This window comes from Fructilactobacillus florum DSM 22689 = JCM 16035 (assembly GCF_001436645.1).
Lineage (GTDB): Bacteria > Bacillota > Bacilli > Lactobacillales > Lactobacillaceae > Fructilactobacillus > Fructilactobacillus florum.
Genome location: NZ_AYZI01000002.1, coordinates 81,212 through 105,192, shown reverse-complemented (window position 1 = coordinate 105,192; position 23,981 = coordinate 81,212). Strand labels below are relative to the sequence as shown.

Sequence of the window (23,981 nt, the reverse complement as noted above, 5' to 3'; positions counted from 1 at the left end):
TTGGAAAAGAGAACATCATTATGTCAGCGGCCAGTCCCACGGATTTTGGTGCCACCGTTGTAACTTTTGTGCTTCTTCAGTAGTAAGTAACTGATCAGCTGTTGCCTGCTTTATTAATTCTGGATAAGTCAATAATGGATAAAATGGTGTTTTTGCTTTAGTAAAATTCTGGTGGGCATCAGGAAAACCGTACGAAAAAATCGATACCACTCCTAAAACGTTCATGCCAGCTTGTTGTACCGCTTGAGTGGCACGCAAAACGCTACCACCAGTTGAAATTAAATCATCTAAGAGAACTACCTGATCCGTCGGCTGCACCCGTCCTTCAATCATTTTCCCGGTTCCATGATCTTTGGGCTTAGACCGCACGTAAATTAATGGCAACTGGAGCCGATCAGCAATTAAAGCTGCTTGTGGAATCCCGGCCGTTGCAACCCCACCCACAACTGAAACTGCTGGGAATTTTTTTTGAACTAATTCTGTGAGTGCTTGTGCTAAATTAGTTCGTAAGCTTGGATTTGAAATGGTTAAGCGAAGATCCGTATAAACTGGCGATTGAATCCCGCTAGCAAAATGAAAAGGCTGATTCGGATTAATTTTTATAATTTGGTCCTCTACTAACTGCTGCAAAATTCGTGATTTTAAATCAGACATTTTCCCCTCCCTGGTCTTGCCATGCTTGTTGGTAACGTTGGTAAGCAACAACTGGGTTATCACTTTGCGTAATGGGTCGACCCACTACGATCGCATCAGCTCCTGCTTGCGACGCTTGCATGGGAGTCGCCACCCGTTGCTGGTCTGCCACGGCATCACTTGCTAGTCTTATTCCAGGAACGACCAATTTAAAATCATTGGGAACATGGGCTCGCAAAGCTTTGACTTCCAAAGCTGAAGTAATTACCCCATCACAACCAGCCCGAACTGCCAGTTGAGCCAATGCGATTACCTGTTCCGTCATTGGCAACTGACAATGCTGCTCGCTAGCTAGGTCAGTCGCTGAAATCGATGTCAATTCTGTCACCGCCAACAGCTGTGGACGAGGTTTTTGCGCTGCCTTGGCTCCCCGGTCCAGTCCGCGGCGAGCAGCTTGCATCATGGTCGTTCCCCCTAAAGCATGGACCGTTACTTGGGCAACTCCCAAGCGACCTAGTTGTTCCAGTGCTTTTTCAACGGTATGCGGGATATCAAATAACTTTAAATCTAAAAAAACGGCTGACCCTAGCTCTTGAATTTCGGTCACAACCTGTGGTCCATAACGATAAAATAATTCCATTCCGACTTTAACGTTTGCAGGTACGTTAGCTGTAAAGCTCTGGAGAAAAGTAGTGGCATCTGCTAATTCAGAAAAATCTAATGCTACCATCAGCGGTTTGCTCATTATCAATCACCTCTCAAATCAAAAGGCACTTCTCAAATTCCAGAGAAGTGCCTACCCATCGCGCTATTATTGCTAATTTGGCTTCTCTGAACCAATTAATTTTTAGATTATCAAAATTATATTATAAAATCGGTAGTTGTACAAATTACATTTTAATGCTCTTGAGTTGTGCAGTGGTTCTATCCTTGCTTTTAGGTAATCTATTAATCCCAGACAGTGACCAATCAGGTAGGACAACTGATAATAAGATGACCTCGATCAAAAAAATTCATCAATTTCTCTTATTTTTTAAATTAAAACGTAATTCTAAATAGCCACCTTATTTATAATCTTTAAACACAAACTGAAAATATCACCACAAAGTTTCCCTTGCACATAATTTTATATTAGTTTAATTTAGCAATAAATCAGAATCAATAAAAAAGAGCCACTAAAACCTAACATTTTCCCTACTTGATTGGTTAACTAGCCTATCGCTGTGTTATAACCAGATTCCATGTAAAATCCCCAGAAATACGTACGATGATAGTAAATCAACCGAGTCTGTTATCTCAGCCGTCATGACCTAGGCAGGCTAAGAAAAGAACCTAGTAGTCAGATTTATTGTTCGATTGATCGGTGGCTGTGAATTGTACCACCCGGTCAGAAAGTTTAATTTGGGAGGTTCCTCATGAAAAATCATTCTAGCCAGCATTTTCCTATGACCAAGCGCCAAAAACTAGTGCTTTTTTCAGCTAGTTCTGGCTTTGGTCTTGAAAATATGGACGTCCTCTTCTTGTCTTTTACCCTCAGCTCACTGATTGCTGAATTTCATCTTACAACTGGAGCTGCTGGACTAATTGGTACCATTACTAACTGGGGCATGCTACTTGGTGGAATTTTATTTGGCTGGCTGGGTGACCGTTTTGGCAGGGTTCGCATCTTTTCAGTTACCATCTTATTTTTTGCAATTCCAACCGTTCTCATGAGCGTTACTACTAATCTAACCCAAATCTATTTTCTTCGACTACTTGCCGGCATTGGCGCCGGTGGCGAGTACGGGCTTGGCATTACGCTGGTTGCAGAGACGTTCCCACAAAAAATGCTCGGACGCTTGTCGTCATTAACCGCTTTAGGCGGACAGGTCGGGGCGGCACTGGCTGCCATTTGCGCTGCCTTAATCATCCCTGCCTGGGGATGGCGAGCACTATACCTCATGGCACTCCTCCCACTACTATTAATTTTCCTTGTTCGCAACAAGCTCACTGAATCTCCCAGCTTTATCAACGAAAAACCCGCTTCACGAAACAACCTTTGGCACCGTTTACGCCAAGATTTATTTGGGACAAGAACTCTCCGCAGAAATACCTTCGGTCTCATGACGATGGTTACTGTTCAAATTGCGGGCTATTTTGGTTTAATGAATTGGCTACCAACCATCGTTCAACAGCAAAGCCATTTGCAAGTTGCTGGCTCTTCTCTGTGGATGATTGCTACCATCATTGGAATGAGCATTGGCATGCTAACATTTGGAACCCTATTAGACCACTACGGTCCCCGTCGAACGTTTGGGATTTTTCTGATCGCTGCGGCAGGACTTGTGTACACGATTACGCTTGCTCACTCCATCGTGGTACTAATTATTTTAGGAGCAGTTATTGGATTTTTTGCTAACGGTATGTACGGCGGTTATGGAGCCATCGTAAGCCAACTATATCCGACCGCTGTCCGCGCTAGTGCCAATAACATTATCATGGGAACTGGCCGTGCTGTTGGTGGTCTTTCATCAGTAGTTATTGGCATTTTAATGGAACATTTCAACCTTCTAGTAGTGATGCTCTTTCTCTCCACGCTATATTTGATCAGTTTTATCGTAATGATCACGCTACCTGGTTTTAAAACTTATAATCACTAATATTACAAATAAAAAAATCCAGTTCTATGGTCTAAGTAACAGACTATGGAACTGGATTTCTTTTAATTTAAGTTCGGTTCGCGTTGCGAATATTGCAATAGATAAATTGCAACAATTACTAAAATCGCCCCAGCAATTTCAGCTAATGACAGTTTATCCTGAAAGAAAATTACACTTAAGATAAACGTCGATACTGGCTGTAGCGCATCCATCAAGCTAATGTTGGCAGATGACGTAAATCGTGAAGCATAAATTAAAGTTGAAAAGGTCAAAAGCGTTCCAAAAAATATTACTCCTAAAATTCCCAATACGGCGGCTGGTGACAATGGCGGAACCTTCGTCCAAACTGGATGGTTTAAGTTAAAAGCTAAACTAGCAATTAACGTCCCCCAACCCATTACCACGATGGGAGGATTTTCTTTACCCAGGGGGCGTGGCAAAACCACATATAGTGCTGCCGTAACTCCCGTAACCAATCCCCATAAAAATGAATCCAACGGAATCGATAGCTGACTAATATCACCCTTGGTAATTGAAAGAAAGACTCCCACAATTGCAATTACAAAGATTACTAGGTCAATTTTAAGGGGCTTTTTATGTTGAAATACAAACGACCCTAACAAAATAAAAAGCGGTGCTAGGTATTGCAGAATCGTTGTGGCAGCAGCATTCCCAGTTTGGATGCTAACATAAAAACTTCCCATGTTAGCAGCAAGTCCAAATAGCCCATAACAAACTAACAGGGCTACTGACTTCCAACTATGAAAAACATGAAAAATACGACCGCGGTAGATAATTGCACTTACCAAGAGCAGTACTAACGCGGCTCCAGTTGTTCGGGCTGCCAAAAACCAATCTGCTGGGATTGCTTCATTCTGAGAAACAAACTGAGTAATTACTCCGGCAACTCCCCACGAAACAGAAGCCAACCCAGCGAGAATGATTCCCTTAGTTCCCGAGTTGATTTTTTTTAAGCTATTGATCATCATTTTCCCTCTTATCTTCCTGCACCACCAACTGCTGGTGAGCCGTTTCTAATACTATATCTTTCACTTGAGTCTGCAAAAACCGTGCCATAGGAACCAAGCGGTGCCGTTGTTGGAAAGGTAACGGGCTTGCTGTCACAATGACAACGGCAAGATGATTTTCTGTCAAAAAAACTTGCCCCGGTCGTCGGTAAGTCCCCTTCGTATGCTTACCAATTCGCCACTGATGCAGTTTACAGTGTTGGTTTTGATCCAGTTTCAGCTGATAGTCACCGGAAGCATCTTGAAAGACGGGTGCACCCCAAAACTGTAAAACATGATATTTAGCTCCCATCGTTAGGACCGCTCAACTAACTGTTGATCATGGCGTTTGTAACTTTGTAACAAATAAATTGCTAAAATAACTAGTGCCGAGCCCACCAATTCCATCAAGCTAAGTGGTGTCTTTAAAAAAATGACACTTAACAAAAACGTTACCACCGGCTGAACGGCATCAACTAGACTAACATCAGCCGAACTAGCATAGCGCATGCTATGTAGCAAACATGCAAATGGCAGTACCGTCCCGATAATTACAATTGCAATAATTCCAATGATACTTCCCATCGTTAAGGTGGGAACCCCCACCCAGACCGGCTGATGTAAATTAAAACCAATTCCAGCAATCAAGGTCCCCCAACCTAAAACTGTCAGGGGCGAGTTGTCAATCATTAAAGGACGCGGAATCACCACATAGAAAGCCGCCGTAATCCCAGAAATAATTCCCCAAAATAAGGATACCGCTGGGATTGATAACTGACTAATGTCGCCCTTGGTGATCGAGAGCACCACTCCAATCAGAGCGATTGCAAACACCAGTAATTCATGTCGATTGGGCCGACGATGAAAAAACAACAAGCCTCCCAGTAGAATAAAAAGCGGCGCCAAGTACTGCAAAATTGTAGCTGAAGCCGCATTCCCGGTTTGAACACTCAAAAAGAAAGACAACAAATTGCCTCCCAAACCAAAAATCGCATACGCAACAATTAAAAATAATGAGCGCCAAGTCTTGAAAACCTGAAAAATGCGACCACGAAATAAAACCGTACTAATCAGTAACAGGATGATTCCTGATAATAAGGTCCGAACTGATAGAAACCAGCCGGCTGGAATTTTTGCATTCTGCGATACAAACTGCAAGATAGTGCCAGAAATTCCCCAAAAAGTTGAGGCTAAAGTTGCCCATAGAATTCCCTTGACAATGTTAGCGCGTTTCCCCGAACTCTGCGTTTGCATGCTACTTACCCCTCGTACTTATAATTTATTAAAATTAACCAATCTTGTTAAGACTACTAACAATCGCCAGCATTTGTCAAACAAAACTCCACAAAAAAAGGTTCGGAAAACCGAACCCTTTTTAGGTCAATGACTGATTACTTCTTCGCTGAATCGATGGAATCGCCCTGAGAATAAGTTAGCTTAATTGCAGCCGGCAAAATCACAGGCAGAATCAATACCAGAATTAACAAGCCAATGATAACGGCAATGGCAACTTGAATTAGCGTTAAGACTCCTGATGGAATCAAAGCGGCAAACGTCCCTCCCAAAATTACCGCTGCCGATAGAACAACAACTCCGATAAACTTCGATGCTGCTACTATTTTAACTGCTGGTTCATCCCCTTGATCAACTTCTTGATAACGCCTCATTAAGAAGATACTATAATCAACTCCTAAAGCAATAATCATAATAAAACTGAAGAACGGTGTATTCCAAGTCAGCATCGTTTGTCCTAAGAACAACGAACTAAATAGCCGAGCAAGCGTTAATGAAGATAAATAAGCTAATAGCAGTGTCCCCTCAATAAAGAGTGGCTGTAAAATTGACTTGGTTACAAACATGAGCGCAATTAAAATACCTATCAACATAATTACCGAAGTTCTGAAGAAATCATTTGAAGCACTTGCCTGTGTATCAGAAATCAAGGCACTTTGCCCGTTCATTGCAACCGTCGCATGATCTAGTTTTGTTCCCTTCAAATTCTGCTGAATTTGATTGCGAATCTGATTAGCACTCTTCATTGCCGCTTCGCTCGAAGGATCAGATTTTAAAACAATGACTAGTCTGGTTGCTTTGCGATCCTCAGACAAGTAATTATCAAAGGCTGGCTTTAATTTAGGATCAGTTAGTAATTGGGCCGGTAAATAAAATGTATTGGCCCCAATGGCGGAATTTTGTAAACCAGTTAAATACTGGCTGGCCTGACCCAGACCAGAATCGAGTTGCCCGAGTCCTTGCTTGGCTTGTTCCGCCTGTTGTTGTAAAGCTTTAAGCTGGGAAACTGTGGCTTGCAAATTATTTCCAATCGACTGCGTGTCACTCGCAATCCCATTTAATTCATTAGTAACTCCACTTTGCTGAGCCTGGAGCTGTTGCAGCGTTCCTGCAATCACCTGAAGCTGCGCTGCATTCAATGGTGCTCCCACGCTGGTGGCTCGTTGTTGAATGCCTCCTAAAATTTGTTGCCCGGAAACATTAGTCTGCCCTGACGTTTGTTGAATTCGTTGGAGACGTTCTCCAATCGATTGCGCCGAAGTTCCAATTGCCGCTAATTGTGCTTGATTGAAACCCTGCTGATTGGCAGTCGTCTGTGAGCGCTGAATCCCTTGCTGTGCTTGTGATAATCCTCGGTTCAATCCGTTCAGCTGATCCGTTATATAAAACTGGTTAATACTCATTCCCGCTGGTTGCGTTAACGAAGCAACGGTTTCAACATCATCTCGTTGTTTTAATTGTCGAGTAATGCGATCAATTTCTGCCATACTTACTTGGTTATCGAGCCGATGGTCAGTTTTAATATAAACCGTTGATGGTTCTGCTGTTCCCTTGGAAAAATGTTTTTCAACCACGTTGAGACCTTGTTTCGAAGGTAATCCGTTGCTTAGTTCGACGGCACTATCGTAATTCAAAGTCCCTTTTCCCATTAACATTAACGGCAGCGTTAACAACAAGACCAGCACGATTGCTGGAATGGCAAACCGAACAGATTTACTGGATAGAAACCCCCATAGCCGACTTTCCTGCGCCTGATCCGCCAAATTTTTACTAGGCCAATACAGTTTGCTTCCTAAAATGGCCATGAAAAAGGGATTCAACGATAGCAGCACTAACAAAAGAACTGCGACTGCCACTGCAACGGCTAAACCAGAACGATAAATCGAAAAATTGGCTAGGCCAAGGGCCGAAAAACCAATTAATACTGAAATTCCACTATACCGAATGGTTTGCCCAGCGACTTTACGTGCTGCAATAGTGGCCGCTGTTTTCTCCATTCCCTTAGCCAAATTATCCTTAAATTGGTTATATAGCAGGATATTATAATCTGTTCCAATCCCAAAGAGGACTACCACCATAAAGACCTGCGTAAAGTTTGACAGCGGAAAACCAAAAAATTTAACCAGGTTCATCACCAAACTCAGCGAGATAATAAAAGAAACTCCGACCGTTAACAATGAAATCACTGGAACAATTGGCGATCTAAAAACGATAATTAATACGATTAAAATGAATATCGCCGCAATTATTTCTGTTTTCTGAATCCCTGTCACCATCGACAGCCGCATGTCATCATTTAAAATTTCAGAGCCAGTAACGTAACTGTTTACCCCATCAAGCTTAGTCGCTCGTTTCAGCTGATTATTAACTGCTTCTACCGACTGTTTCTTAGACACATTTAGTTGAACTAACTCCGTTGATTTATCCTTAGAAAGCAATTGGTTACGTGCCGCTGGCGTGTTTTGAACAGACGTCATGGCTTTAATATCATATTTATCCTTATTCTGATCCAGATGTTTGATATTTTGATCAATCTTTTTTTGTTGCGCACTGGTAATGGGGCGGTCGCCATTACTATAGACCACCACTACTTGGTTAGTGTTCCCAATCCGATGACCCCAATGTTTTTGAATATTATCAGCAACTTGACTCTGCATGTTACTAGGGATAGTGGTTTGCCCCTTTTGCGCTTCCAATTTACCAATATTGGGCAAAAAGACAACTGCTGCAATCACTGCCAACAACCACAAAAACGCTACACCTGAATATTTCTTTATAAATCGATTCATTTCTTGTTCTCCTCTGGTTGTGCTTTCCAAATCAACAAACTAGCCGGAGCATGATTCAAAACGGTCACAATCACTTGTAAAATCTGTTCGGGTGGTTCCGGAACCGGTTTTGAAATCCAGTACACAATCAGTCCTAACACCTGATCAATAATTGCTTCGCGAGCATACTCTAAAGAAATTCCTACAACTGGAACCACTTGCTTGGGATGGTCAAATAGTGGCAACAAATCAGCAAAAATCACGCGCCGTACCTTACCTAAAAAATAAGGATCCCCTTGTTCACTAAACAACTGTGCAACTACCACGTGATTATGGTAAAAACTCTTAAGTGTTTCCAACAAAAAGGGGGCGGGCTGGAGATGTTGCTGATCATTTAAAAACCAACTAACTGCATCTGGCATCATCTGATCTAAATCGGAATGTAATTGCTGTAACAAATCATTCTCTACTTCGAGCAACAACGCCTTTTTATCCTGAAAATGGGTGTAAAAAGTTCCACGCCCCACCTGAGCCTGTCTGGTAATATCAGAAACATTCATCGCCTGGAGTCCCTTAGAACCCAGCAGACTAATAAAGGCCTGCTTAATGGCAGCAACTGTGTTGGTCTTGCGGATCTGTCCCACTAGCACTTCATCTCACTTTCACTTTTAGAATACGCCATTTCACTTATTAAATCAACACGTTGTCCTATTAAGCGAAAAAAAGCGTCCGATCCTTCATAAGATCCGACTGCAATTTTCAAGTAAATTTAATTTAGGCTTCCTACTGGTTGTTGGGAAATCTAGTTTGCAAGGCCAAGATAAAAACTGTGCTTAAAATCAACCCTGCTCCCATGACTTCATACATATTAAAGCTAGTCTGAAAGAACCAGACGGTCCCAATCGTCGCTGAAAGGGGCTCAAAAGTATCTAACAATCCTGCTGTAGTGGGCGAAATGTAATGCAGACTTGAAATAAAACAGAGAAATGACAACATTGTCCCAAAAACTACAATGAAAGCCACTCCTAGCCAACCAGCTAGGGTCAATCGCGGAACCTGCACCCAAAAGGGATGGATAACCGTAAATAAGATGCCTCCTAATAGCATTGCCCAACCAACCACCATCACGGTGCTAAAGTGCTGAATTAAGCGGACTGGCAACAGTGTTTGTAAGGCTCCCGCTACCGCCACTGCTAGCCCCAACCACAATGTCTTCGGACTAATTGCTAAGACCGTTAAATTACCTTTCGTGACCAGCAACCAGGCTCCCAGCAATGCAACCACCACCGCCAGCCCTTCTAAACTCGTCGGTGCTTTTTTGGTTACTATGATTGTAATTATGACAATCACAACCGTCCCCAAGCTCTGCATAATTGTGGCAGTTGCTGAGTTACTGGCTTGAACCGTTAATAGAAAAAAATATTGTACTCCACACAATCCTAAAACCGCATAAAGTAGCAACTGACCAGCATTTTGTGGACGTTGCCAAATAGTTCTTAGTGACTGATGCAATCCATACTTTGCCAAAAGCAGAAGCCCGACCCCTGCAAGCAACATTTTAATGCCCATCAGCCACGTTGTGGAAAACTTGGTATCTTGAAACAAAAACTGAGCTACCGGTCCCTGGATTCCCCACATTAGAGCGCCGGCGATTGCTAAAAAAGCACCCCGAAACATTGATAGTCTTTTTTGCAAAATCTAGTCCTCGAATCCATGTGGATGTCTTTGTTTCCAAGTCCAAGCCGTGGCGATAATTGCCTCAATATCATCGTATCGAGGTTGCCAGCCCAAAATCTGCCGAGCCTTCTGACTATCGGCAACTAACGTATCTGGATCGCCAGGGCGCCGAGGAGCAATCTTTGCTGGAATCGGTTGACCAGTAACCCGGCGTGCTGCTGCTAAAATCTCTTGGTTCGAAAAACCAGTGGAAGACCCTAGATTAAAGCTGGCAGTGGGCTTGCCCGCTTGCAGATAGTTGAGAGCCAGAATGTGTGCATCAGCTAGATCTAGGATATGAATGTAGTCACGAACATTAGTTCCATCAACCGTGTCATAATCATCGCCAAAAATCTTTAGCTCATCCTGTTGCCCTGCCGCTACTTTCAAAACCATTGGAATCAAATGCGTTTCTGGATGATGGTCTTCTCCGATTGAACCATCTTCCTTAGCGCCCGCCGCATTAAAGTAACGCAATGCCACCCCACGGATTCCGTAGGCAGCCTCCATCCATTTCATAATGTGTTCCATCATCAGTTTGCTCTCGCCGTAAGGATTGATCGGTTGCGTTTGATCATCTTCTTGGATGGGAACTCTGGCTGGGTTACCGTAGGTCGCCGCTGTTGATGAGAAAACAATTTTTTTAATCTCAGCCTTGTGCATTGCTTCTAACAATACAATCATACCAATCACATTATTATCAAAATACTTCAGCGGTTTTTCCATCGATTCCGATACTAACGAGAATGCATCCATATGGATAACCGCATCAATTGACTCAGTAGCAAACAGCTGATCCAGAAATTCACGATCACGCGTATCCCCCTGATAAAATTTAGCCGCAGGAGAAACCGCCTGCCGATGACCAGTTGAAAGATTGTCGGCCACCACTACTTCATATCCTTGCTCAATTAACCGATCAACCATATGTGAACCAATATAGCCAGCTCCGCCGGCAACTAAAATTGACATCTCACTACCCCTTCAACAAATCTTGATATTCTTTCTTCTTATTAAAAAATTCCTGCGCATACGAACAAACTGGCTTAATCTGATACTGATGGCTGCGCGCCAAAGCAATCGCTGCCAACATCAACTTACCGGCTAATCCTTGTCCACGGGCTGCCGGAGCAACAAAAGTCTTCGTAATCACCATGGCTCCTTGATCTAGATGATACGTCAGTTCGGCTTGCAAGCTGCCATCTGCTGCTAACCGATAGATACGCCCGGGTGCATTAGAAAATTCCATCGCCAGATCCTCCAATTAAACATTTTGTCTTGAATTATAGCATATCCACAGAATAGACCAACCGCTGGTTAATGCCCGTGGTTTTACAACCAAAATTGACTGGTTGTCGATTAATAACTATAATTTGCCTTAAAAGAGGAACCGTTTCAATCAATCAAAGGAGTCTTATTAATGATAAATCAAGCAGAACTTGACAGCCGCTATTCAACCTGGCTAACCGCACCACATTTACCAGTTGATTTACATCGCGAGCTGGTTCAAATGAAGGATAATCAACAGCTTCTCGCAGATGCATTTGGAACTTCATTATCATTTGGAACCGCTGGCATGCGGGGCATTTTGGGTGCGGGTACGAACCGAATGAATATCTATACGGTCCGCCAAGCTACCGAAGGATTAGCCAAGATGATGGAAACCCTCCCGGCAGCAGAACGAGAACGTGGCGTGGCAATTAGTTTTGATTCCCGCTACCATTCCTGTGATTTTGCTCACGAAGCAGCTGGAGTGCTCGGTGCCCACGGCATTAAAAGCTTTATTTTTGATGACTTGCGTCCAACTCCAGAGCTTTCATTTGCCGTCCGTCATTTACACACCTATGCGGGCATTATGATTACTGCCAGCCACAACCCAAAACAATACAACGGTTATAAGATTTATGGTCCTGATGGCGGACAAATGCCACCCCAAGAATCAGATCTCATGACAAGTTACGTTCGGCAGGTTGCTGACTTGTTCGCCATCAAAACTGTTTCTGAACCAGAACTCCGCCACAAGGGGCTTGTTCAAGTGATCGGTGAAGATGTTGATGTAGCTTACCTTGATAAAATTAAAACCGTCAACATTAATCACGATTTAATTCGAGATGTCGGTAAACAACTTAAGTTTGTCTATACGCCCCTTCATGGAACCGGAAAAATCATCACGCGGCGGGCGTTAAATCAGGCGGGCTTTCAAAACTATGACACCGTAGTGGCTCAAACCATTGCTGATCCGGAGTTTCCCACCACACCGTTTCCAAATCCGGAATTTGCTCAAACATTTGACTTAGCCATTCAACTGGGCAAGCAAGAAGCTGCTGATGTGCTAATTGCGACCGACCCTGATGCCGACCGATTAGGGGCCGCTGTGCGCCAACCTAATGGTGAATACCAGTTAATGACCGGTAACCAAATTGCCAGCGTGCTGTTGGATTACCTTCTAAAAGCCAAGCAGCGCCTTCATGATCTTCCTGAAAATGGAGTCGTTGTAAAGTCAATTGTTTCAACAGAGTTAGCCACCGCCATTGCTGATCATTATGGCGTAAAAATGAAAAACGTGTTGACCGGTTTCAAATTCATTGCCGAACAAATCAAGAATTTTGAAACCAACCATGATCACACCTTCCTCTTTGGATTTGAAGAAAGTTTTGGCTACTTGATCAAACCATTTGTCCGCGATAAAGATGCTGTTCAATCAACCATGCTTCTTGCCGAGGTGGCTGCCTTTTATAAACAACAGCAACTCACCTTATACGATGGTCTCAACCAGCTCTATCAGGAATATGGTTACTATCGTGAAAAAACAATTGCCAAAGATTTCCCCGGCCTTGACGGGCAAGCCACGATGAGCAAACTAATGAGTGAGTTTCGTGCCACTCCGCTCCAGAACCTAAACGGTCAACCAGTTACCGCACTTGATGATTTCAAAACTGGCATTCGCCGTACTGCCGACGGTCAAAAAACCAAACTCGATTTACCAACTTCAGATGTCTTAAAGTATTGGTTTGCAGACGATACGTGGTTGGCAATTCGACCTTCAGGAACCGAACCTAAAATCAAATTTTATCTGGGGGTTAAAGCTCCCACTGAGGCGGAGGCTACTGAGCGCTTGACCCAATATGAAGCTGCTTTACAGCAACAATTACCACAAGCATAATAATTAAATCAAAAACGGGACGAAAAATCTAAACTGATTTTTCGTCCCGTTTTTGATTTAAAAATATAGTTTCTATTTAACCCAGTTAATTGCCGATCACGCTTCTTTAGGTACCTTCCAAAAACTATCTCGATTATGCTTTGCTAAATATTGTTTAAATTCCTTAGAATGGTAGGCTTTCCGAACTGCTTTAGCCCACTTCTTATTTTGATCCTGCTTATTAATAGCCGCCACTAAATAATAGTCAGGTTTAATGTTTTCTGGTAACAACATTGTCTTAGTTGAAATCTTGGCTGGATATGCCGTTGATCCTGGCAAGATCACGTAATCAAAATCTTGACGAGAACGTGGGATTTGAACGTCCTGCATCTCTTGAATTTTTAAATCATACTTGTTCGTAGCAATATCCTTACTAGTCGCTTTGATTGGATTAACGCCCGGTTTTAAGGTAATCCATCCCGCCTTGACCATCACATTATAGGCACGAGCCATGTTAGAAGGGTCATTTGGAATTGCAACCGAATCTCCCTTAGCTACTGCTCGCAGTTGTTGCTTTCGAGCCGGATAAATTCCAGTTGGAACCGTTGGAATTTTAGTTAGTGCGACCAAATTAGCGTGCTTTTCCTGATTAAAATTCTTCATATAAGCAGTGTGCTGGTCGACATTAAGATCAGCTTCCCCATTATTAATCGCCACATCCGCCAATGACAAATCACTAAAGGATTGATTCTTTACTTTGTATCCTTCTTTTTCCAAAATTGGCTTGATTCCATTTAAAAATAAATCACTGTACGGTCCTGGCGAGGAAGCCAACCGAATGGTGTTGGTTTCGGACTGCTGTGGTTTTAACACAAACGTATAGATAAATCCGATTCCAAGTGCTGCTAGTAATGCTAAATAAATAAACTTCTTTTTCATGATTGCAATCCTCCTACGTTGTCAACTTGCTAATTACATAAATTGTCGCCACAACAGGAGCGTCCACCACGATATTTACCAAATAGTGCCACTAAAAGTTGATTCACAAGAAGCTCCTTCTCATCGGTAGCAAAAAACCGTGCTCTATCACCTAGATCACGGTTTTTTTAAGGAATTTTTCTCATCCCTTACGCTGTTGATCATTGATGAATTTCTCATAACTTCAGAATACTAATTCATGAGAAAAACATCCCTGCATTTCTCATGCTTAACTCAAAAAAGATGAACAACAACAAGCCATGGAAAACCCTCTTTTCAAATCAAATTCCCGTTCTTAATGGTCATAATCGTTATAAAAACCTAGTTAGCTTAATTAATATTTAATAGTTGTGAATATTATATATCGTTCGAATTAATTGTCAAAGCTTTTTATCACTAATTAATTGTGCTGGTTAGCAAGGCAATGTTGTCCCACGACAATTAGGGCACTCAGCGCTAGCCCGCCCACCATGAAGGGAATGAAATCAAGTCCAATACTAAACCATGGAATGTGGAGTAAACTCCACCTATCCAATGATTGCACCAACTTAAACTGATGTAAAACCGGGGGTAAGGTGTGAAAGAAATCCAGACAAGCCGGTCCCATCACTAAAGTTACCGTCACTCGATAGAAAACCACGTTCTGACCAATCCAGCGATTCAAAAGCCCTAACAAGATTACCGTAATTGCGATCGGATAGAGCAAACTGAGGATGGGGGCTGAAAAAGCAATAATCTGTTCCAAACCAAAGTTTGCAATTATAAAGGCAATCAAATTAGCCCCTAGCAAAAATTTGTGATAACCGATGTTAGGAAAGCGATTGCCTAAATCCTGAGCAAAGGAAGTCAATACTCCTACGGCGGTCGTCAAACAAGCTAAAAAGGTCAGGGCAGCTAACAGAGCAGCTCCCAAAAAACCAGTGTAATGCTGCATAATTTGCGTAAAGGCGGTTCCCCCATCAGGACTAACCTTTCCATAGCTTAAACTTAAGGCTCCCAGGGCAATTAAACTTACATAAATCAATGCTTCAAAGCCCATTGCACTCATTCCAACTTTGACAACCTCAAGCGCAGGCGGCTGTTTCTGTTTCAAATAAACGCGCATTGCCGCAATAATAGTCACCCCAAATCCCAGTCCCGCTAGAGCGTCCATGGTATTATAACCTTCCAAGAATCCACTAATTAGAGACGGCGTTCCCTGTCCCGGTTGAGAAACCAAGGGTAGTTTGGTCAAGTCACCATTGATAATGAAAGCTACAAAAAATAACAGAATCAGTAATGTAACAAATAACGGATTTAGAATTTGACCAACACTTTTAATGATACTGGTCTGTCGATATGCTAAGGCAATGATTAACGCAAAGAAACATCCAGAAAACAAAAACAACGCTATCGGAAGCCACGTTTTAGGAACAAACGGCTGCACCCCCATGGTAAAAGTTACCGTGGCAAGCCGCGGAGACCCAATTAGCAATCCCATCGAACCGTGGGCCGCCATTAAAAATAACAGTGAAAAGATGCGACCCACCGGCAAAACCAGTTCGTACATGCTACTGCTCTTAGTGAGACTGAGTGCAAAAATTGAAAACAATGGTAGCAAGATGGCTGATAATAAGAAACCAATGGCCGCCGGAAACCAATTTGGTCCAGCAATTTGACCTAAATGGATTGGAAAAATCAGATTACCAGCTCCGAAAAACAGTCCAAACAACAGTGAAGCTAAAACAAGATGCTGTTTCCAGGTAAGTCGTGCATTTTTTGTTTCCTGCTTCATAATCAAACTCCTTTAAGTTTTGAATTTATTATAATGAAATAAAAAACGTCCTCATTCGCTAAGCGAACAAGGACGTTAAAAACGCGGTACCACCTCGTTAAAATCGATGCTAACTAACCCACCGATCATCTTACTAAATACGGCTATTTCCCTGCACTTTGTGACGTGGCTTGCAAACAAAAAACGTCCCTAACTGTGTCAATGACACAATCAGGGACGTTCTCACACGTGTTACCACCCATCTTTCCGTTTCCTTTAGAAAACGGCTCTAAGTACAGTTCAATAACGATACTCGTTTGCGATAATGGGCAATCCCAGCAATCACTATTAAACCTTTCGCAATTGCAACTTACAGTTGATTTTCTTTTGTCGCAAAACATTCTATTGCACCAAGCTAGAACTCTCTGGGAATCACGAACAAAATACTTGACTGAGCTTCGTTTTTGTTTTATTTCTTTATAATTATCTATGATTTTACGTATTTATTAGCCTTTGTCAACAATTTTTTTATCTTTTCATGAAGTTGGTAATCTTTATAGTTACAAAATACTAATTTAGTTCAGCGTGACTACCCCACCTACTTGTAAGGAGCACCCATCTTTTCAGGCATTTCTGGTTTACTTTTCATCGACTAACAGCTAAAATAAACAGGTTAAACATCCAGCAAAGGAAGTGGAAGCATGACCTTCGAAGAATTAAAAACGTATGCACAATTATTTTATCGAGAAAATCATCAGCTGGATCAGCAACTCCAGACGCAAACTTTTCGAATTAAAAACATTAAATCCTACCAACATGTCAAAAATGATGATGGTAATACTACCGACTGGACTGATAACATGGTCGTTCTTTTGCACCAATTAAGTCCCGTCATTGGCAAAACGTTTGGTTATCAGTTTGATTTTAAAAACCGCAAAATGTATCTATACTTTCCACTCGATCAAAAAACAACGGTTGCTGATTTGCAGGCGCATTTACCCCTTGTTGATGTAGAAACGATCGTTGCCGATGACAGTTCTTATCTGGCTACGATTAATATCGCTAAAGCAAATGATCGCTATGACTATGCGGCAAAGCTGTTTGCTGAAAATCCGCTTGCAGATCTTGATCTAAGCAACCTAGATGAGGATGCCAAAAAGAACCCAAAAGCTGAGAATCATGAACCAGCAGAAGCCAATAATGATCTCAATCTCAACATTGAAACTATCGATACCTCGATTGATGCAATGCAAGAATTAAATGATTTAACGGGACTAGAGGAAGCCAAAAAACAGATTATTGACATGATTGCCATTGCTAAAATGAACCAACTACGCGAAAAACATGGCTTAAAAACCCCAACGGGAATCAGTAAACACATGGTGTTCGTGGGTAATCCCGGAACCGGAAAAACCACGGTAGCCAAACTATTTGCCGCCATCCTCTTTCAAAATGGGATTATTAGTGATAATAAATTAGTTAATACCGATCGCTCGGATTTAGTCGGACACTATACCGGGACTACTGCCGACCGAACTAAGCGCGTTATCGAAAATTCGCTTGGAGGCGTGCTATTCATCGATGAAGCCTATCAGCTCTCCCATCCAGACAGCCCCACTGATTTTGGTCATGAAGCTATTGATCAGCTCATCATTGGAATGGAGAATCATCGCAAAGATCTGATTGTGATTCTGGCTGGCTATACCGATAAAATGGAAGAATTTCTGAATGATAATCCTGGACTTCGTTCCCGAATTCCTAACCGGATTTACTTTGCCGACTATCAGGTCGAGGAACTGGTTCAAATTTTGTTCAACATGATTAAACATGAGGGCATTGTTAAATTGGAGGATCCAGTTTATTTGGAAACTACCGTCACTGCCTATATTACTAACCATCATCCTAGTGGAAATGCACGGTGGGCACGTAATCTGTATCAGGCAATGTTGCAAATGCAAGCTCGGCGAGTGGCCTTTCAAAAAAATCCAACCAAAAAAACGCTGGAAACCATTACAAATGATGATCTTAACCAGGCTCTCGCTGCTACTCCAGCTGATTAACCAGAAATCTGTTATAATTAAATATTATCCACTACTTACAAAAAGGAGTTCACCATGAAAATTGGAATTTTAGGTGCCGGTAGTATGGGTAGTGCCATTATTCGCGGGCTAACTACTAACTACGATGCCGATCATATTTTTGTTAAGATCCATCACGAATCAGCTGCGCTAGCCTCTTTTCAAAAAGAACTTGGCTTTCACTTTGCAGAAACAGCTACTTTGAGTGAGGTAGACATTTTATTTGTGGCAACGCCAGCACCAACTACGCTGACAATTTTAAAGGATCTTCCCCTTGCATCGCACACAATCATCATTTCCGCCGCTCAGGGAGTGGCTCCAGCAGAGATTCAAAAACTGTTTCCTCAAAACTCCGTGCTAGCCATTATTCCTAACATTCCGGTCGCCGTCAATGCGGGGACGATTGCCTTAGAAAGATCCCAAACGGTTACCCCCAAAGACCAGCAAACGGCTATGAAAGTGTTGTCCAGCCTAGGTTCGGTAAACACCGTTGCCGCAGAACAGCTTGGAATTTTAGGGACAGTTGCGGGCTGCGGTCCAGCCTTTGTCGATATCTTTTTAAGCGCCCTCGCAGACTCAGCCGTACAAAACGGCTTAGATCGTAAAACTGCCTATCAGGTCGCTGCTAGTATGGTTGCCGGCAGTGCTAAAATGGCCTTAACCACTGGTACCAATCCAGCAATTTTAAAAGATCAGGTTACTTCTCCCGGTGGATCGACCATTAAAGGGGTGCTAGCCTTAGATCGACACGGATTTAGTAATGCTGTCAATGAGGCTATCAACGCAGCTAACGAATAGTTGATTTTATCATTGTCAATATAAAAAAGGGTAATTAGTTGTTCAAACTAATTACCCTTTTTTTATAAATCCTAATCTATTCAATTAATTCTTTATCCGGGCTACTCGTCTTCGAACGAACCATTTCCGTGCTTCCTCTAATAGCACCAAAGGAACCGGAATGCAGGCTAAGAACAACCAGTCAAGTCCATTCAATGGAGCAGTGCCAAAGAGGCTCTGAACTCCTGGTGTGTATGCCAAAAATGCTAACAGCAAAATTTCAAAAATAATTCCACTGATAATCCGATGGTTTGAGAACACCCCGACTCGAAACAGCGACGTCGTTTCAGTTCGGCAATTTAGAACATTGGCAATTTGTGAAAAGACAATTGCCGCTAGGGTCATGGTCGTAGCCATTGCATAAACTTTTCCGGTGCTAGCTAGGGGTACCTGTGGAAAACCAAATTGCCAATTAACAAAGAAATACCCTCCCATTGAAATCAACGCCCCCAGCAAACCATAATATCCAAAACTTTTCCATATAATTCCCGGAGTTAACAAGTGGGCCGTCCGTGCTCGGGGTGGTTGGTTCATTACCCCCGGTTCACTTGGCTCAGCGCCCAAACCAAGGGCCGGCAGCATATCCGTCCCTAAATCAACCGTTAAAATCTGCATCACTGTTAGTGGCAAAGGAATCAAGCCTCCGGAAGCCAAGAAGAGCAGTGAAGGAAAGGCTTCGCCGACGTTACTAGTGAAAATATACGTCAGAAATTTTTGAATGTTTTTATAAACGGTGCGTCCTACTTCAATGGCAGCAACAATCGAAGCAAAGTTATCATCCGTCAAAATCATATCCGCAGCTTGTTTGGCAACATCCGTCCCGTTCAATCCCATTGCAATTCCAATGTTAGCTCGCTTTAAGGCGGGGGCATCATTAACCCCGTCACCAGTTGAGGCAACAATCTCACCGTTAGCTTGACACATCGAAACAATGCGATACTTATCTGCCGGTGCCACTCTTGCAAAAATAACTTCGTTTTTAACCGCAGCTTGTAATTGGGCATCACTCAACTGGGCCAGTTCTTCTCCAGTAATCACTCGGGCTTGATCCGAAACAATGCCGATTTTTACAGCAATACTTTTCGCCGTCAGAGCGCTATCACCAGTAACCATGATGATTTTAATGTGAGCATTTTGACATTTTTGGACGGCCTGATAGATTTCTGGTCGAGGAGGATCTTGCATTACCGCTAAGCCAACAAAAATCAAATGCTGTTCAGCGGTGGAAATCGCATACTTCCCCTGATCAGAGTCAGTTGCTTCTCGATAAGCAAAGGCCAGAGAACGAAGCCCTTGAGCCGCGTAATCCTGATTGGCCTGTTGTAGTCGTTGCTGATCGGCAGCTGTTAGTGGGCGAACTTGATTGCCATCTAAAATCCGATCACAAACCGAAAGCATGGTTGACAAAGCTCCCTTAACATAAATCAAGTCAGGCGCGTTGGTCTGTTTTTGGATCGTCGTCATTCTTTTTCGATCTGAATCAAATGGCAATTCCGTCAAACGCGGTGCTGCCTGTTGTCGCTCAGGTAAATTTAATCCAGCCTTCGCAGTTACAATACAAAGTCCTGCCTCCGTCGGTGTTCCTAAAATTTTGGGGGCTTGCTTACCATCAGCTTCACTGACGACCTGCGTATCATTATTTAGCAACGCAATGTCTAGTAACCGATTTAAATCAGGGTGCTGCGCTAACTTCATCGGTTCTTTTTGGAATTGAATTTGACCATTGTTAAAATAACCCGTCCCGGTCACCGTAAACTCCTCTGCTGGCAACCAGAGATGGGTAACGGTCATTTGATTTTGCGTTAGCGTCCCTGTTTTATCAGAACAGATCACACTCGTTTCTCCCAACGTTTCAACACTGTTTAAACTCTTTAAGAGTGCGTGTTTTTTTGCCATCTCCTGGGTCCCACGCGCTAACGAGAGCGTCACCGTTGGTAGCAAGCCCTCGGGAATAAAAGCAACAATCATCCCAAGCGCAAAGATAAAGGCTTTTGCAACGGGATAATGAACAAAGAAAATTGCAAGAATAAAAAATCCAAGTCCAATTAGCAATGCAATTACAGATAGCTGCCGCGTTAAACGATTAAGTTCGTTTGTCAGTGGTGAAACCATTGAACTTTGTGATTCGGTCAAATGGGCAATTTTACCAAACTCCGTCTGCATTCCTGTAGCAAGAACTACCGCTTGAGCTGTTCCAGTGGTAACCACCGTGCCTGCGTAGATAATGTTTGTAATCGAAAACTTCCCATCCCCATGTTGATAGGTAGATTTTTTAGCAACGGGCACAGACTCGCCCGTCAATGAAGATTCATCAATTTGTAAATTGGCAGCTGATAAAACCCGCGCATCAGCAGGAACTGCATCCCCTGCCTGAATTTCTACCACATCACCTGGAACCACGTTTTGTACTAGAATAGCTTGTTGGTGGCCATCACGAAGGACGTTAACAGTGGTTGGCAGCATCTTACTCAAAGCATCCGTTGCTTTTTTAGCTGCATGCGCTTCCCAGTATGAAAACAGACCGTTGATAATATTAACTGCCCAAATTGCTATTCCTAATTCAACGGTTCCTGATACCATGGCAATTAACCCCGAAACCCATAATAGGCAAGCCATGAGCGAAGTGAAATTTTGTAGAAAATCAAGCAGTCGGTTAGTATGCTGACCACTTTCGATTACATTGGCACCATCAGTTTGAAATCGTTTTTGTGCCGTTTGCGTATCCAAACCGGTCGTTACCGATGTTTGCAACTGTTGTTCCAACTGGGGGATTTCCAATTGCGCAGCTACATCATTAGTTGGTTGACTCATCATAGGACTCCTTGCTGTTTGCTAAGTTAGCTTCAAGTATCGTAATCCCATCTTAACCCTTTCCAACAAAAAAACAATTTGTAAAATTAGATTGTTGATAGTTGCAGTCTATCATCCAGCTGGGTATCATCCAAGGCTGCCAGTTGGTTGTAAGTTTCGACTAAAAATGATGCCGGCCGAGTGCCAGTTTTAACAAGTGCTCGTTCGGCGGCTACCGGCAGGATTCCCGTTGCCAAGGCTAGGTCATAAAGACTCGTTGCTTGTGAAATTGCAGTGGCTAAAATACCATCTAGCACATCACCCATTCCAACATTAGTTGCTAACAAACTTACATCATTGTGCACTTCATACCCATTGACTCCATCAGTAATGATGTCATGAGCGCCTGATAATACGACTCGACACCGTAGCTTCTGGGCGGCTTGTTTGGCAATGGTTGAAACCTTAACCTCACCAGCTCCCGCATCGATTCCATGAATTTGCCAAGCAATTCCCGCTAGCTGAGCAATTTCCGCGGCATTGCCACGTATCGTATCTACCTTGACTTGTTGCAAAAGCTGCTGGGTACGCTCTGTTCGAACGGATGAAGCCCCCACCGCCACTGGATCAAAAACTACCGGAAGTTGATGTTGATTAGCGCTTCGACCCGCTGTAAGCATATCTAATTGTGCCGTGGGACTGGTCGAGCCCAAATTAAGAGTAACGGCCTGAGCCAACTTAGCCAACTCAGCTACCTCGAGTGGATCGGAGACCATCATGGGGGAACCCCCTAAGAAATTAATTCCATCAGCAACCCGTTGCGGCGTAACTTGATTAGCAATATTCAAAACAATTGGATTATGCTGTCTAATTTGTGCGATTAGATTACTGGTCATGAAAACCTCCTTGGAGTTTTAAAGTTCTGATGGTCGTCGCTAACTTTGAACTGGTCGTAATTGCTGAAATCACTGCTACCCCAGCAATTGGGATTGTTTTAAGTTTCCAAACATTGCGTTCACTAATCCCACCAATTGCCACGAGTGGTAAATCAGTCTGTTGAACCATATCCATTAGCCCTGACGTCCCAATGGGAGCTTTAGCATCTGACTTTGTTTTAGTCGCAAAAACTGGTCCGACCCCAAGATAGTCAATGTATGGTAACAACGAGCGACTCTGATTTAGTTCAGTAAAATCATGAACTGATAGGCCAACCATTAAATTAGCTTGTTGTTTCTGCTTCAATGCGGGCCAAGGATCAGTTTGACCAAGATGCAGTCCCTCAGCCCCAACGGCTTGTGCCAACTTAAAATTATCATCGACAAAAAGTGGAACTTGCTGGGCAGCTGTCAAACGATGTACCGCCCGCCCGAGTTGAACCTGTTCAGCAAAAGTCAAGCGACTTTGATCCTTTTCGCGAAACTGGACCGCCGTGACCCCCAAACGAACGGCTGCAGCGACCACCGCCAACAACCGATCTACTCGATAATCCACGTTCGCCGTCCCAATCACTAGATAAACTTGCAACATTTCTGGTTTAAATTTCATCATGCGCACTCCATCCCCCATGATTTAATGGACCGTGCCCATGACCAAGCACTAATGGTTTCTCGATGATCATTTCCAAATAAGCGTGGGCTCGTTGAATGGCTGTTGAAATTCCCAATCCTTGAGCTAAAAATGCTGTTATCGAGGCAGACAAAGTATCTCCCGTTCCGTGCGTTCGCTTAGTTTTGACTCGTGGAGCGGTCAACCAAAAATCATCCCCGTTAGCTAACCTTACATAGTCCTTAACCAGCGGACCTGATCCGTGTCCGCCCTTAATAATCACATTTTTTGCTCCTAACTGCTGAATCTTCTTAGCCGCACTTAACCGGTCAGCCTCAGAAATAATCTGTTGTTCTGCTAACAACTCTGCTTCTGGTAAATTAGGCGTAACGATCGTCGCTTGCGGTAGCAACTGGCTTTTTATCTTTCTAATCCCCGCTGGTGTCAATAAGTGCGCTCCGCCTTTAGCAATCATGACCGGATCGACCGTTAGATTGGGTAATCGGCTCCACTGCAGTTCGTCAGCGACCATTTGTACATGTTCCGCATCAAACAAAGCTCCTGTCTTAACGGCTTGAATATGAAAGTCGGCTAAAATCGAAGCAAACTGGCGCGTAACAACCTGCTTTGGTAAGGGATACTGCCCCTGGACTCCCAAAGTATTCTGGGCCGTTATCCCAACTATAACGTTGGTGCTAAACGTCTGACATGCCTGCATCGTTTTTAAATCTGCTTGTAATCCGGCCCCACCACCAGAATCACTACCGGCAATTGTCAATGCCGTTGGATATTGCTGTATCAT

20 protein-coding genes and 1 other annotated feature are annotated in these 23,981 nt (G+C 43.1%); of the genes, 4 read left to right on the top strand and 16 right to left on the bottom strand.

All coding sequences use genetic code 11. The annotated features are described in order from the left end of the window. Positions 1 to 18 precede the first annotated feature (18 nt). Together pyrE and pyrF are read right to left on the bottom strand one after the other, a co-directional pair. Positions 19 to 654 carry an orotate phosphoribosyltransferase gene (gene pyrE / locus FC87_RS01515; RefSeq protein ID WP_054690332.1) on the bottom strand — a complete coding sequence of 212 codons (636 nt, stop codon included), beginning with the start codon at positions 652 to 654 and terminating at the stop codon, positions 19 to 21. Next, complete coding sequence (gene pyrF / locus FC87_RS01510) at positions 647 to 1,378, bottom strand: orotidine-5'-phosphate decarboxylase (protein WP_035421622.1); 732 nt, start codon at positions 1,376 to 1,378, stop codon at positions 647 to 649. Before pyrF ends, pyrE begins: the two co-directional genes overlap by 8 nt. A 670-nt stretch (positions 1,379 to 2,048) precedes the next feature. Here pyrF and FC87_RS01505 point away from each other — a divergent pair. Continuing rightward, positions 2,049 to 3,272: an MFS transporter gene (locus FC87_RS01505; RefSeq protein ID WP_035421620.1), complete on the top strand. Its 1,224-nt coding sequence runs from the start codon at positions 2,049 to 2,051 to the stop codon at positions 3,270 to 3,272. A gap of 62 nt (positions 3,273 to 3,334) precedes the next feature. Here the strand turns inward: FC87_RS01505 and FC87_RS01500 are convergent, their stop codons facing one another. From FC87_RS01500 to FC87_RS01465, 8 genes are all read right to left on the bottom strand, one after another. Next, positions 3,335 to 4,258, bottom strand: coding sequence for a DMT family transporter (locus FC87_RS01500; protein WP_009166614.1), 924 nt, complete (start codon positions 4,256 to 4,258; stop codon positions 3,335 to 3,337). Beyond that, the gene (locus FC87_RS01495; RefSeq protein ID WP_009166613.1) at positions 4,248 to 4,592 is read right to left on the bottom strand and encodes a DUF7671 family protein; all 345 of its coding nucleotides are present in this window, start codon (positions 4,590 to 4,592) and stop codon (positions 4,248 to 4,250) included. Before FC87_RS01495 ends, FC87_RS01500 begins: the two co-directional genes overlap by 11 nt. A 2-nt stretch (positions 4,593 to 4,594) precedes the next feature. After that, on the bottom strand, positions 4,595 to 5,533 hold the full coding sequence (locus tag FC87_RS01490) for a DMT family transporter (protein ID WP_009166612.1): 939 nt from the start codon (positions 5,531 to 5,533) through the stop codon (positions 4,595 to 4,597). 137 nt (positions 5,534 to 5,670) lie between these two features. After that, complete coding sequence (locus FC87_RS01485) at positions 5,671 to 8,361, bottom strand: MMPL family transporter (RefSeq protein ID WP_056961396.1); 2,691 nt, start codon at positions 8,359 to 8,361, stop codon at positions 5,671 to 5,673. After that, positions 8,358 to 8,984, bottom strand: a complete 627-nt coding sequence (locus FC87_RS01480) for a TetR/AcrR family transcriptional regulator (protein ID WP_100221807.1) — start codon at positions 8,982 to 8,984, stop codon at positions 8,358 to 8,360. Before FC87_RS01480 ends, FC87_RS01485 begins: the two co-directional genes overlap by 4 nt. Positions 8,985 to 9,123: 139 nt before the next feature. Further along, complete coding sequence (locus tag FC87_RS01475; RefSeq protein WP_051393787.1) at positions 9,124 to 10,035, bottom strand: DMT family transporter; 912 nt, start codon at positions 10,033 to 10,035, stop codon at positions 9,124 to 9,126. 3 nt (positions 10,036 to 10,038) lie between these two features. Next, positions 10,039 to 11,028, bottom strand: a complete 990-nt coding sequence (gene galE / locus FC87_RS01470; protein WP_035421613.1) for a UDP-glucose 4-epimerase GalE — start codon at positions 11,026 to 11,028, stop codon at positions 10,039 to 10,041. Between the two features lie 4 nt (positions 11,029 to 11,032). Next, positions 11,033 to 11,305, bottom strand: a complete 273-nt coding sequence (locus tag FC87_RS01465) for a GNAT family N-acetyltransferase (protein ID WP_009166606.1) — start codon at positions 11,303 to 11,305, stop codon at positions 11,033 to 11,035. Positions 11,306 to 11,476: 171 nt separating this feature from the next. On the opposite strand from FC87_RS01465, the gene FC87_RS01460 reads away from it, so the two are divergent. Next, positions 11,477 to 13,219 (top strand): phospho-sugar mutase, encoded by a 1,743-nt coding sequence (locus FC87_RS01460; protein ID WP_056961394.1) that lies wholly within the window; start codon positions 11,477 to 11,479, stop codon positions 13,217 to 13,219. A 96-nt stretch (positions 13,220 to 13,315) separates the two neighbouring features. On the opposite strand, the gene FC87_RS01455 is transcribed toward FC87_RS01460, so the two are convergent. Both FC87_RS01455 and brnQ read right to left on the bottom strand, forming a co-directional pair. Further along, positions 13,316 to 14,137 carry a MetQ/NlpA family ABC transporter substrate-binding protein gene (locus tag FC87_RS01455; RefSeq protein ID WP_056961392.1) on the bottom strand — a complete coding sequence of 274 codons (822 nt, stop codon included), beginning with the start codon at positions 14,135 to 14,137 and terminating at the stop codon, positions 13,316 to 13,318. Between the two features lie 439 nt (positions 14,138 to 14,576). Beyond that, a complete protein-coding gene (brnQ, locus tag FC87_RS01450; RefSeq protein ID WP_035421607.1) occupies positions 14,577 to 15,950 on the bottom strand; it encodes a branched-chain amino acid transport system II carrier protein in 1,374 nt (457 codons plus the stop codon). 209 nt (positions 15,951 to 16,159) lie between these two features. After that, positions 16,160 to 16,397 (bottom strand) — a binding site (T-box leader). Between the two features lie 233 nt (positions 16,398 to 16,630). On the opposite strand from brnQ, the gene FC87_RS01445 reads away from it, so the two are divergent. Together FC87_RS01445 and FC87_RS01440 are read left to right on the top strand one after the other, a co-directional pair. Further along, complete coding sequence (locus tag FC87_RS01445; protein WP_009166601.1) at positions 16,631 to 17,989, top strand: AAA family ATPase; 1,359 nt, start codon at positions 16,631 to 16,633, stop codon at positions 17,987 to 17,989. A 54-nt stretch (positions 17,990 to 18,043) separates the two neighbouring features. Then, on the top strand, positions 18,044 to 18,805 hold the full coding sequence (locus tag FC87_RS01440) for a pyrroline-5-carboxylate reductase family protein (protein WP_054690345.1): 762 nt from the start codon (positions 18,044 to 18,046) through the stop codon (positions 18,803 to 18,805). An 84-nt stretch (positions 18,806 to 18,889) separates the two neighbouring features. Here FC87_RS01440 and FC87_RS01435 read toward each other — a convergent pair whose 3' ends face one another. The 4 genes from FC87_RS01435 to thiD all read right to left on the bottom strand — a co-directional run bounded on the left by FC87_RS01435 (position 18,890) and on the right by thiD (position 23,981). Further along, entirely contained in the window at positions 18,890 to 21,655 is a 2,766-nt protein-coding gene (locus FC87_RS01435; RefSeq protein WP_056961390.1) for a cation-translocating P-type ATPase, read from the bottom strand. Between the two features lie 86 nt (positions 21,656 to 21,741). Next, entirely contained in the window at positions 21,742 to 22,530 is a 789-nt protein-coding gene (thiM, locus tag FC87_RS01430; protein WP_035421600.1) for a hydroxyethylthiazole kinase, read from the bottom strand. Next, positions 22,520 to 23,182 (bottom strand): thiamine phosphate synthase, encoded by a 663-nt coding sequence (thiE, locus tag FC87_RS01425; protein WP_162257631.1) that lies wholly within the window; start codon positions 23,180 to 23,182, stop codon positions 22,520 to 22,522. Before thiE ends, thiM begins: the two co-directional genes overlap by 11 nt. Further along, entirely contained in the window at positions 23,169 to 23,981 is an 813-nt protein-coding gene (gene thiD, locus FC87_RS01420; RefSeq protein ID WP_035421595.1) for a bifunctional hydroxymethylpyrimidine kinase/phosphomethylpyrimidine kinase, read from the bottom strand. Before thiD ends, thiE begins: the two co-directional genes overlap by 14 nt.

Excerpts from the sequence above, each read along its gene's own strand:
- pyrE (WP_054690332.1), bottom strand. The coding sequence starts at position 654 with ATGTCTGATTTAAAATCACGAATTTTGCAGCAGTTAGTAGAGGACCAA.
- pyrF (WP_035421622.1), bottom strand. The coding sequence starts at position 1,378 with ATGAGCAAACCGCTGATGGTAGCATTAGATTTTTCTGAATTAGCAGAT.
- FC87_RS01505 (WP_035421620.1), top strand. The coding sequence starts at position 2,049 with ATGAAAAATCATTCTAGCCAGCATTTTCCTATGACCAAGCGCCAAAAA.
- FC87_RS01500 (WP_009166614.1), bottom strand. The coding sequence starts at position 4,258 with ATGATCAATAGCTTAAAAAAAATCAACTCGGGAACTAAGGGAATCATT.
- FC87_RS01495 (WP_009166613.1), bottom strand. The coding sequence starts at position 4,592 with ATGGGAGCTAAATATCATGTTTTACAGTTTTGGGGTGCACCCGTCTTT.
- FC87_RS01490 (WP_009166612.1), bottom strand. The coding sequence starts at position 5,533 with ATGCAAACGCAGAGTTCGGGGAAACGCGCTAACATTGTCAAGGGAATT.
- FC87_RS01485 (WP_056961396.1), bottom strand. The coding sequence starts at position 8,361 with ATGAATCGATTTATAAAGAAATATTCAGGTGTAGCGTTTTTGTGGTTG.
- galE (WP_035421613.1), bottom strand. The coding sequence starts at position 11,028 with ATGTCAATTTTAGTTGCCGGCGGAGCTGGCTATATTGGTTCACATATG.
- FC87_RS01465 (WP_009166606.1), bottom strand. The coding sequence starts at position 11,305 with ATGGAATTTTCTAATGCACCCGGGCGTATCTATCGGTTAGCAGCAGAT.
- FC87_RS01460 (WP_056961394.1), top strand. The coding sequence starts at position 11,477 with ATGATAAATCAAGCAGAACTTGACAGCCGCTATTCAACCTGGCTAACC.
- FC87_RS01455 (WP_056961392.1), bottom strand. The coding sequence starts at position 14,137 with ATGAAAAAGAAGTTTATTTATTTAGCATTACTAGCAGCACTTGGAATC.
- brnQ (WP_035421607.1), bottom strand. The coding sequence starts at position 15,950 with ATGAAGCAGGAAACAAAAAATGCACGACTTACCTGGAAACAGCATCTT.
- FC87_RS01445 (WP_009166601.1), top strand. The coding sequence starts at position 16,631 with ATGACCTTCGAAGAATTAAAAACGTATGCACAATTATTTTATCGAGAA.
- FC87_RS01440 (WP_054690345.1), top strand. The coding sequence starts at position 18,044 with ATGAAAATTGGAATTTTAGGTGCCGGTAGTATGGGTAGTGCCATTATT.
- FC87_RS01435 (WP_056961390.1), bottom strand. The coding sequence starts at position 21,655 with ATGAGTCAACCAACTAATGATGTAGCTGCGCAATTGGAAATCCCCCAG.
- thiM (WP_035421600.1), bottom strand. The coding sequence starts at position 22,530 with ATGACCAGTAATCTAATCGCACAAATTAGACAGCATAATCCAATTGTT.
- thiE (WP_162257631.1), bottom strand. The coding sequence starts at position 23,182 with ATGATGAAATTTAAACCAGAAATGTTGCAAGTTTATCTAGTGATTGGG.
- thiD (WP_035421595.1), bottom strand. The coding sequence starts at position 23,981 with ATGATACAGCAATATCCAACGGCATTGACAATTGCCGGTAGTGATTCT.